This is a genomic window from Pseudomonas sp. SDO5522_S412, assembly GCF_054071215.1.
This window is the reverse complement of sequence record NZ_JBSVWQ010000212.1, coordinates 1-9,785: the sequence shown is the minus strand read 5'-3', so window position 1 is coordinate 9,785 and position 9,785 is coordinate 1. Positions and strand designations below refer to the sequence as shown.

Genomic DNA, 9,785 nt, shown 5'->3' with positions numbered 1-9,785 from the left:
TCAGTCGATACATCTGTTGACTGACACACCGCCTTCGCGAGCAAGCCCGCTCCCACATTTGATTTGTGTCGCTCAGAAAATGGTCGGCAGGCTTATTTACGCTGCAACAACCCCGGGAACTGCGCTACCAGCTTCTGGTTGTTCAACGGCGCCCGGATAAACCCGCGTTGCGTTCCATCCGGCCCGATCAGCGCAAGGTTGCCGCTGTGGTCGACGGTGTAGTTGGGCTTGCTGGTGTCTGCCGGAATAAACGGAATGCTCACCGCATTCGAAACCTTCTGCACATCGTCCACATTCGCACCGGTCAAGCCCTCGAACTGTGGATCGAAGTAGCCCAGGTACTGCTTGAGCTGCGCCGGTGTATCGCGGTTCGGGTCAACGCTGACCAAAATCACCTGCAACTTATCCACAACGTCTTTGGGCAGCTCGCTCTTGATCTGCCGCAGCTGGGCGAGGGTGGTCGGACAGATGTCCGGGCAGAAGGTGTAGCCGAAGAACAGCACGCTCCACTTGCCTTTCAGCTCGTTGACCACCACCGGCTGGCCGTCCTGGTTGGTCATGGTCACCGGTGGCAACTGGCGGCTTTGCGGCAGCAGGATGATGCCCGCATCGATCAAGGCCGTTGGGTCGCCCTGGCCTTTGCCACTCAGTACTTTGTTGACGGTCAGGCCCATGATCAACGCGACAATGGCCACCAGAATGAAGACAGTTTTTTGAGTTCGAGTCATAGGTTCAACAATAGGTAATGGTCTACGAGCAGGGCGATAAACAGCATGAACAGGTACCCGATAGAGTACTTGAAGGTGTTGATCGCCGCGTGCGGCCGACTGCCACGGTACAGCACCCAGGCCCATTGCAGAAAGCGCCCGCCCAGAACCAGTGCGCACACCAGGTACAGCATGCCGCTCATGTGGATGACATAGGGCATCAGGCTGACCGCCAGCAAGGCGAAGGTGTAGAGCAGGATATGCACCTTGGTGTAGTGCTCGCCGTGAGTCACGGGCAGCATCGGGATGTCGGCCTTGGCGTATTCCTCCTTGCGGTGAATCGCCAGGGCCCAGAAGTGCGGCGGGGTCCAGGCGAAGATGATCAGCACCAGCAGCAACGGCTCGGCGCTGACGTGGCCAGTGACGGCAACCCAACCCAGCAACGGCGGCGCGGCGCCAGCCAGCCCACCGATGACGATGTTCTGCGGCGTCGCACGCTTGAGAAAACCGGTGTAGATCACGGCGTAGCCCAACAGTGAAGCCAGGGTCAGCCAGGCGGCCAGCGGATTGGTAAACGCCAGCAACAGCGCCAGCCCGGCCACCGCCAGCACCATCGCAAAAACAAGCGCCGCCACAGGCGATACGCGCCCTTCCGCCAGCGGGCGTTTATGGGTGCGCGCCATCAAAGCATCGATGCGCCGGTCCACCACATGGTTGACCGCCGCCGCGCCGCCGGCACACAGCGCGATCCCCAGGTTGCCGAAAATCAGCACCGGCCACGGCACCCCGGCGCGGGTGGCGAGGAACATGCCCACCAGCGAGGTGATGAGCATCAGCACCACCACTTTTGGCTTGGTCAGCTCCAGATAGTCACGCCAGATCGCCTGGCTGTGACGCTCGCTGATCAAGGTCGCCATGGCATCTCTCCTTTGATGGTGATGAGGCCCGACACGTGTTTACGCGGGCTGAAGCGCCAGCCGAACGGCAACTGATGTCGCACCCGAACCAGGCTGGTGCGGGCGTGGTAATTGACCAGCACCAGCGTCAGCAGCAACGCCGCGCCGCCGGCGTTATGCGCGACCGCAACCGGCAGCGGCAGGTGGAAGTACACGTTGCTCAGGCCCAGGCAGATTTGCGCCGCCAGGGCGATCAGCAACAGGCCGGCCAGGCGGGTCATGCCGACCACCTTGAGCTGCCAGGCCAGGCCCAGCAACACGACAGTGACCAGCAGCGCGCCAATCCGGTGGGTGAGGTGAATCGCCGTGCGCGCATCACTGTCCAGTTGCCCGCCGAGGTAATTGGGGCCGATATGCTGGGTCAGGTGAAAGCCATTGGCGAAATCCGCCGCCGGCCACCATTGCCCGTGACAGGTCGGCAGGTCGATACACGCCACGGCTGCATAGTTGGAGCTGACCCATCCACCCAGCGCGATCTGGCCGATCACCAGCACCAGCCCGGCCGTCGCCCAATACTGCAAACGCCTGGGCACGATCAGCGCCGGCAATACGCCGGACAATCGCAGCGTCAGCAAGAAGAGCAGGCTCAACGTCGCAAACCCGCCCAATAAATGCCCGGTGACCACTTGCGGCCAGAGCTTCAGCGTCACCGTCCACATGCCAAACGCTGCCTGGGCGAACACCACCGCCAACAGGAACAACGGCAGCTTCAACGGCTGGCCCGGATGATGCCGATGGGTCCACGCGCGCGCCGCCAGCAGCACGATCAACAGCCCGAGGGTGCCGGCGAAGTAACGGTGGGTCATCTCGTTCCAGCCCTTGTCCGCCTCGACCGGCGTGTCCGGGTAATGCAGTTCGGCATGGGCCAGCTGGGCTTCGCTTTTCGGCACGCTGATAAAGCCATAGCAACCCGGCCAGTCCGGGCAACCGAGACCCGCGTGGGTGAGGCGGGTATAGGCGCCCAGCAGCACCACGACCAGGGCCAGCAGGGTGGCAAACAGCGCGAGGCGAAATCCAGGTTTGGCCATGACGGTGTCCTTATCCGATGTTCGACAGTTTCAGCAGCAGGCGCAGGTCGTTGAGCAGGTCCTTGCCCTTGACCCGGGCGTCGTAGCGCAGCACCAGGTTGCCGTGGGGGTCGACGATCCACAGCTGGGCATCGCCGCTGCCTTGGGCGGCGGCGTCTTTGTTGAAGGTCGAAAGGTCCAGGGAATAGCGCTGCAGTTGCGGGTATTCGGCCTTGAGTTTGGCGTCATACGCGGTGCTGACCGGCTGCGCGCTGGCCAGGGCGTGGCTGGCACGAGAGGCATCGCGACCCAGGCCGATTTGCAGCTGGCGGGCCAGGTAAACCAGTTGCTGGCAGTCGGCGGCGCAGGCAGTGGGCGCAGTCACCAGCAGTTGCCAGCGGTCTTCGTCAGCCTGCACGCCAATGTCGGCGCGGGTCTGGCCATTGCCGATCATCTCGCCGTGGTAACTGCGGCTGTCCGGCACCCAGAACTGCAATTTGTACATAAAGGTGGCGAGCACCATAGGGCCGACCACCATCAGCAGGATCAGGATCAGTTGCCAACGGCCCTTGCGCCGATTGGGCGCTGCCGGCGTGTCAGACATGTTGAGTGGATTCATGGCCGCTCCCATGGCGCTTCTCCTTTTTTGTGTTGTGCCATCCGAGGTAGAGGTAAAGGCCGAACAGCGCCACCGCCATGGCGAACCACTGCACGGCATAACCCAGGTGTTTTTCCGGGCCCATGGCGACCACGGGCCAGTTGGTTTCGAAAGTGCCAGGGCCCGCTTCAGCCCGCACTTCATAGGCGAATCCGCTGCGGCCCAACTCGGCCCACAGCGCTGCGGGATGCAGCGCGGTCAACAATCGTGGCCACTGTGCGCCCGCCGGATCGGCATGCAACTGGAAGGTCTCGCCAGGCGCCACATAGACCCAGGCGTCGAGATTCAACAGTTGTTCGGGAGTGGTGAAAACCGGCGGTGCACGGCGGTCCGGCCAGGGCAGCCAGCCACGATTGAGCAACAGCCACTCGCCGCTGGCCTGATCATGGAAAGGTTGCAGTAGCTCCACACCGACCTTGCCGTCGCGAAAGCGGTTATCCAGCAACACGCTGTGCTCGGCATCGAACTGCCCGCGCAAATGCACACGACGGAACGCCGGATCTTCGGTGGCCTGCAGTTGCGTACTGCTCATGGGCTCGGCAGCGCGGCGCTCGGCGTAAGTGTCCAGCAGCGCCTGTTTTTCGTGACCGCGAGACAGCTGCCAAAAGCCGAGAAATACCAGTAACGGCAGCAGCACGAGTACCACCAGCGTCGGCGCAATACCGGGGCGAAAGGGTTTCATGGCATTGCCGCAGAGGTCGGTGCTGCGCTGGCTATACTGAATCTCATTGCTCGCCCCCTCCAAAAAAGAGCCCCGGAGCCCACCATGCTCAAAGCAGCCATTGCCCTGATGCTGATTGCTACCGTCGTGAGCCTGTTCAGTGGCTTGTTCTTCCTGGTCAAGGACGAGGGCAACTCCAACCGCCTCGTCACTGCCTTGACCGTGCGTGTGGTGCTGGCCGTGATCACCCTGGGGTTGATCACCTGGGGTTTCTTCAGCGGCCAACTGGTATCTCATGCGCCCTGGTGAAACACCTCAAAGCACGTAAACGAAGAAAAACAGCCCGATCCACACCACGTCCACAAAGTGCCAATACCAACTGGCCGCCTCGAACCCGAACTGGTGTTCGTTGTTGAAATGCCCCTTCAGGATGCGCATCAGCATCACAAACAAAATGATCGTGCCGATGGTCACGTGGGCACCGTGGAAGCCGGTGAGCATGAAGAAGGTCGCGCCGTACACGCCGGAACCCAGGGTCAGGCCCAACTCCTTATAGGCATGGATGTATTCCTCGGCCTGGAACCCGAGAAACGCCCAACCCAGCAACACGGTGATCGCCAGCCAGATCTTCAGTGCGCCGCGATGGCCTTTGCGCAAGGCATGGTGGGCGATAGTGATGGTCACGCTGGAGCTGACCAGCAAGATCGTGTTGATCAGCGGCAAGCCCCACGGGCTGATGGTGCCCTTGGGCGCCGGAAACATTTTCGGGTCGGGATTGTTCAGCAGCGGCCAGGCAAATTCGAAGTTCGGCCACAGCATGTGCGCGATGCCCTTGTGGCCTTCGCCCGCCAACCACGGCGCCGACATGTGCCGCACATAAAACAGCGCACCGAAAAAAGCGATGAAGAACATCACTTCGGAAAAGATGAACCAGGTCATGCCCCAGCGAAAGGAGCGGTCCATCTGCGAACTGTACAAACCAGCGCGACTTTCCTTGATCACCGCGCCGAACCAGCCAAACATCATGTAGGCCAGCAGCAAGCCACCGACGAAAAAGATCAGCGGGCCGTGGGATTCCGGGCGTGCGGCCTTCAAATCGTTGAACCAGGTCGCCAATCCGAACACCGTGATCAGCATCCCCAACGTAGCAATTATGGGCCATTTGCTTTGCGCTGGTACGTAGTACGTATCATGAGTCGACATGTATTCGTTCTCCTAATCGAGCCCGCAAGCAACGCCTAGCCGCCGGTATGGACAGCCACGGGCGGTTGGCGCGCGGTGATATCGAACAGCGTGTACGCCAGGGTCAAATGCTTCACATCCTTGGGCATGTCGCGGTCGACAATGAAGCGCACCGGCATCTCTATGCGCTGACCTGGCTGTAGCACTTGCTGGGTGAAGCAAAAACACTCGGTCTTGTGGAAGTACATCGCCGCCTCGGCCGGCGAAATGCTCGGCACCGCCTGGGCGGTCATCGGCTTGTCGGTGGGGTTGTAGGCCACGAACAGCATCTCGGTGACTGCGCCGGGATTGACCACCACCTCGTCGGCCTTGGAGTGGAATTCCCAGACCATATCGATGGCATTGGTGGACAGGAACTGCACCCGCACCTGCCGCGTCGGGTCCACCACCTGCTCGCCTTCGTACTGCCCGGCGGTCTTGCCATTGATGCCGAACGCCTTGCACATCACGTCGTAGATCGGCACCAGGGCAAACCCGAAGGCGAACATCGCCACCACCAGGATCAGCAGGCGCGTGACCAGGCGCTTGATAGGCACGGACTCAAGCATGGCGGCCACCTGCGAATGAATGTTCTGCGAATGGCCTTTCTGTGGGCGCTGGCTTGCCTGCGATGCTGGCAACTCGGTCTTTCAGGTACACCGAAGTGATGCCATCGCAGGCAAGCCAGCTCCCACAGGATAGGGAGGTGTTCATTTGACCTCCGGTGGCGTGGTGAAGGTGTGGTACGGCGCGGGCGAAGGAATGCTCCACTCCAGTCCTTCGGCGCCATCCCACGGCTTGGCTGGCGCAGGCGGGCCGCCACGGATGCACTTGATGACGATGAACAGGAAGAAGATCTGCGTCGCGCCAAAGGTGAAGGCACCGATGGAAGAGACCATGTTGAAGTCGGCGAACTGCAGGTTGTAGTCCGGCACCCGACGCGGCATGCCGGCAAGCCCTACGAAGTGCATCGGGAAGAACGCCATGTTCATCCCCACGAACGACAGCCAGAAGTGCAGCTTGCCCAGGGTTTCGTCGTACATGTGGCCGGTCCATTTCGGCAGCCAGTAGTAGGCCGAGGCGAAGATCCCGAAGATCGCCCCAGGCACCAGTACGTAATGGAAGTGCGCCACCACGAAGTAGGTGTCGTGGTACTGGAAATCCGCCGGGGCGATGGCCAGCATCAGCCCGGAGAAACCGCCGATGGTGAACAGAATCACGAAGGCCACCGCGAACAGCATCGGCGTCTCGAAGGTCAGCGAGCCTTGCCACATTGTGCTGACCCAGTTGAACACTTTCACGCCCGTGGGCACCGCGATCAGCAGCGTGGCGTACATGAAGAACAGCTCGCCCACCAGCGGGATGCCCACCACGAACATGTGGTGCGCCCACACGATGAACGACAGGAACGCGATGCTCGCCGTGGCGTACACCATCGAGGTGTAGCCGAACAGCGGCTTGCGCGAGAAGGTCGGGATGATCGAGCTGACGGCACCGAACGCCGGCAGGATCATGATGTACACCTCGGGGTGGCCGAAGAACCAGAACACATGCTGGAACAACACCGGGTCACCGCCACCGGCGGCACTGAAGAAGCTGGTGCCGAAGTGGATGTCCATCAGCATCATGGTCACGCAGCCCGCCAGCACCGGCATCACCGCGATCAGCAGGAAGGCTGTGATCAGCCAGGTCCAGACGAACAGCGGCATTTTCATCAACGTCATGCCGGGAGCGCGCAGGTTGAGGATGGTGGCGATGACGTTGATCGCGCCCATGATCGAACTGATGCCCATCAAGTGGATGGCGAAGATGAAGAACGTCACGCTTTCCGGCGCGTAAGTGGTGGAGAGTGGGGCGTAGAAGGTCCAGCCGAAGTTCGGCCCGCCGCCGGGCATGAACAGGGTGGAAACCAGCATCAGGAACGCCGCCGGCAACAGCCAGAAACTGAAGTTGTTCATGCGCGGCAGGGCCATGTCGGGCGCGCCGATCATCAACGGGATCATCCAGTTGGCCAGGCCGACAAACGCTGGCATCACCGCACCGAACACCATCACCAGGCCGTGCATGGTGGTCATCTGATTGAAGAACGCCGGCTCGACGATCTGCAAACCCGGCTGGAACAGCTCGGCACGGATCACCATGGCAAACGATCCACCAAGCAGGAACATGCAGAAGCTGAACCACAGGTACATCGTGCCGATGTCTTTGTGGTTGGTGGTCAGTACCCAACGCATCAGGCCCTTGGCGGGGCCGTGAGCGTGGTCACCGGCATGACCGTGGTCATCGATCACAGCGCTCATGGCCTTTCTCCTGCGAACGAGTGGGCGGGACGGTTCAGGGAATATGCAATGAAGGAAGTCATTTGCTTTCCGCCTGTTTCAGAGCCAGCACGTCTTTAGGTGTGACCATGTCGCCTTTGTTGTTGCCCCAGGCGTTACGTTCATAGGTCACGACCGCCGCGATATCGACTTCCGACAGTTGCTTGCCGAACGCCGCCATGGCGGTGCCGGGCTTGCCGAAGTACACGCGGTGCAGGTGGTCTTCCTTGGGCCCGGTGGCAATCGGCGAGCCCTTGAGCGCCGGGAACATCGGCGGCAGGCCCTGGCCTTCGGCCTGGTGACAGGCGACGCAGGTGGTGTGGTAGATCTTGTCGCCACGAGCCACCAGCTCATCCAGGGTCCATTCCTTGGAGGTCAGCTCCTTGAGCTTGGCGGCCTCTTCCTTACGCTCGCCGAGCCAGGTGTCGTAGTCGGCCTTGGATTTGACCTCCACCACGATGGGCATGAAGCCGTGGTCCTTGCCGCACAGTTCGGCGCACTGGCCGCGATAGATGCCGGGCTTTTCGATGCGGGTCCAGGCCTCGTTGACGAAGCCGGGAATCGCATCACGCTTCACCGCAAACGCCGGCACCCACCAGGAGTGAATCACGTCCGCAGCGGTCACCAGGAAACGCACCTTGGCGCCCACCGGCAGCACCAGCGGCTGGTCGACTTCCAACAGGTAATGCTCGCCTTTGACGGCCTGGTTATGGATCTGCTCGGCGGGCGTGGCCAGGTTGCTGAAGAACTCGACATCCTGGCCCAGGTATTTGTAATGCCACTTCCACTGGTAGCCGGTGACCTGGATATCGATATCCGACTCAGTGCTGTCGTAGATGTTGATCAGCGTCTTGGTGGCCGGAATGGCCATCGCCACCAGGATCAGCAAGGGCACCACGGTCCAGAGAATCTCCACCGTCGTACTCTCGTGGAACTTGGCTGCCACCTGTCCCGTGGAGCGCCGGTGAACGATCATCGACCAGAACATCGCGCCAAACACGACGATGCCAATCGCCACACAAATCCAGAAAATGGTCATGTGCAGGTCAAACACGGCGTGACTGACTTCAGTGGCCCCTGGCGCCATATTCGTTGTCCAGGCGGCTTGCGCCTGGCCGAATACTGACCACAACAGGAGGCCCATCCAAACATGTGGATGTCGCGTCATTGCGGGTTCCCCTTATCATTCTTGTTATCCCGCCGGTTTGCACCTGCGGCCAAGGGAGCGGCTTCCATACTGCTTACAACCGCCAGGCCTTGCCTGCTCATGCAGTCGGGCGTCATCAGCTAATTGCGTACAAAATCGAGTATAGACAGCGACCGCCACCCCGCAATGTGATCGGGCAAATGAACGAAAATGAGGAAACGGACCACACAACAGGACCGGTGGCGCGCGTTATCCGACGAACGATGGCAATTTGATATAACGCCAGCGCATAACCATGAAATAATTATGACAAATGCGTCTTAGGCTCTCGTATAAACGAGCTACCTTATGCTCTCCCTATTTCCTACGCCTGCATCACTGGAGCTTTCATGAACACCGCCGCATTGCGCGAGCAGATTTCCCGTGCCCATCAACACGAATCCAGCACTGGCCAGCTTGCTCAGCAGCTGGAAGTCCAGTTACCGCACCTGCACCCGGCGATTTCCGTGCCTGACGTCGACGCCAAGGGCGTGATGACGCGTTTTGTAAGCGCCTACATCGACCAGGTCCCCGATCTGCTGGACGCGGCCAACGATGTCGCCCGCGAAGCCGGTATTGAAAGCCAGATCAAACCGGTGCTGAAAATCGCCGAGCATTTCTTCCTGCAGCCGCCGGCGATCCTGGCCGGGCATGAAGGCCTGGACGGTTTGCTGGATGAGGCTTACCTGGCGCATCGCCTGGTGGAAGAGGTCAACGATCTGTATATCAAGCACTTCGGCCAGCCGTTGATTCCGCTGGATACCACTGTGGCGAACGTGATTGCCCACCAATTGATCGGCGAGGCGTTTGCCAATCAGCTGGATGAGGCGGTGCACCACGCGGTGGATGAGATGCTTAACGAGGAGAGTTTTGCGCTGGAGTCGGTCGAAGCCTACCGCGACAAGCTCAAGAGCCCGGACACGGAAGCGGCGTGGAAGCGCTGGCCGTGCCTGTCGCGGCAGTTGGGCGTGGGTCTTGAGCTGGACCAGCCAGCTTAGATTTGCCGGCTTGCAAAGATCCAATGTGGGAGCGGGCTTGCTCGCGAAGGCGGTGTATCAGAAACACATTCAG

At 60.7% G+C, this 9,785-nt stretch carries 11 protein-coding genes; 2 read left to right on the top strand and 9 right to left on the bottom strand.

The features are described 5' to 3' along the window. Window positions 1–92: 92 nt before the first annotated feature. The 5 genes from ACW9I6_RS26925 to ACW9I6_RS26905 are packed head-to-tail and all read right to left on the bottom strand — an operon-like array spanning window position 93 to window position 4,010. The gene (locus ACW9I6_RS26925) at window positions 93–728 is read right to left on the bottom strand and encodes an SCO family protein (RefSeq protein ID WP_003214837.1); all 636 of its coding nucleotides are present in this window, start codon (window positions 726–728) and stop codon (window positions 93–95) included. Then, window positions 725–1,624 carry a heme o synthase gene (gene cyoE / locus ACW9I6_RS26920; protein WP_003214839.1) on the bottom strand — a complete coding sequence of 300 codons (900 nt, stop codon included), beginning with the start codon at window positions 1,622–1,624 and terminating at the stop codon, window positions 725–727. The genes ACW9I6_RS26925 and cyoE overlap by 4 nt, the downstream gene beginning before the upstream one ends. After that, entirely contained in the window at window positions 1,612–2,691 is a 1,080-nt protein-coding gene (locus tag ACW9I6_RS26915; protein ID WP_457340034.1) for a COX15/CtaA family protein, read from the bottom strand. The genes cyoE and ACW9I6_RS26915 overlap by 13 nt, the downstream gene beginning before the upstream one ends. Window positions 2,692–2,701: 10 nt before the next feature. Beyond that, on the bottom strand, window positions 2,702–3,301 hold the full coding sequence (locus ACW9I6_RS26910) for a hypothetical protein (RefSeq protein WP_023659276.1): 600 nt from the start codon (window positions 3,299–3,301) through the stop codon (window positions 2,702–2,704). Continuing rightward, window positions 3,267–4,010: an SURF1 family protein gene (locus ACW9I6_RS26905; protein ID WP_457340033.1), complete on the bottom strand. Its 744-nt coding sequence runs from the start codon at window positions 4,008–4,010 to the stop codon at window positions 3,267–3,269. Before ACW9I6_RS26905 ends, ACW9I6_RS26910 begins: the two co-directional genes overlap by 35 nt. An 84-nt stretch (window positions 4,011–4,094) precedes the next feature. On the opposite strand from ACW9I6_RS26905, the gene ACW9I6_RS26900 reads away from it, so the two are divergent. Continuing rightward, window positions 4,095–4,298 carry a twin transmembrane helix small protein gene (locus tag ACW9I6_RS26900; RefSeq protein ID WP_010168612.1) on the top strand — a complete coding sequence of 68 codons (204 nt, stop codon included), beginning with the start codon at window positions 4,095–4,097 and terminating at the stop codon, window positions 4,296–4,298. A 6-nt stretch (window positions 4,299–4,304) separates the two neighbouring features. Here ACW9I6_RS26900 and ACW9I6_RS26895 read toward each other — a convergent pair whose 3' ends face one another. From ACW9I6_RS26895 to coxB, 4 genes are all read right to left on the bottom strand, one after another. Further along, the gene (locus tag ACW9I6_RS26895; protein ID WP_003214849.1) at window positions 4,305–5,192 is read right to left on the bottom strand and encodes a cytochrome c oxidase subunit 3; all 888 of its coding nucleotides are present in this window, start codon (window positions 5,190–5,192) and stop codon (window positions 4,305–4,307) included. Window positions 5,193–5,227: 35 nt separating this feature from the next. Next, a complete protein-coding gene (locus tag ACW9I6_RS26890) occupies window positions 5,228–5,779 on the bottom strand; it encodes a cytochrome c oxidase assembly protein (protein ID WP_008439615.1) in 552 nt (183 codons plus the stop codon). A 141-nt stretch (window positions 5,780–5,920) separates the two neighbouring features. After that, complete coding sequence (gene ctaD / locus ACW9I6_RS26885) at window positions 5,921–7,510, bottom strand: cytochrome c oxidase subunit I (protein ID WP_003214853.1); 1,590 nt, start codon at window positions 7,508–7,510, stop codon at window positions 5,921–5,923. A 58-nt stretch (window positions 7,511–7,568) separates the two neighbouring features. Further along, window positions 7,569–8,696: a cytochrome c oxidase subunit II gene (gene coxB, locus ACW9I6_RS26880; RefSeq protein WP_003214854.1), complete on the bottom strand. Its 1,128-nt coding sequence runs from the start codon at window positions 8,694–8,696 to the stop codon at window positions 7,569–7,571. A gap of 368 nt (window positions 8,697–9,064) precedes the next feature. On the opposite strand from coxB, the gene ACW9I6_RS26875 reads away from it, so the two are divergent. Further along, a complete protein-coding gene (locus ACW9I6_RS26875; RefSeq protein ID WP_003214855.1) occupies window positions 9,065–9,712 on the top strand; it encodes a hypothetical protein in 648 nt (215 codons plus the stop codon). Window positions 9,713–9,785: the final 73 nt, after the last annotated feature.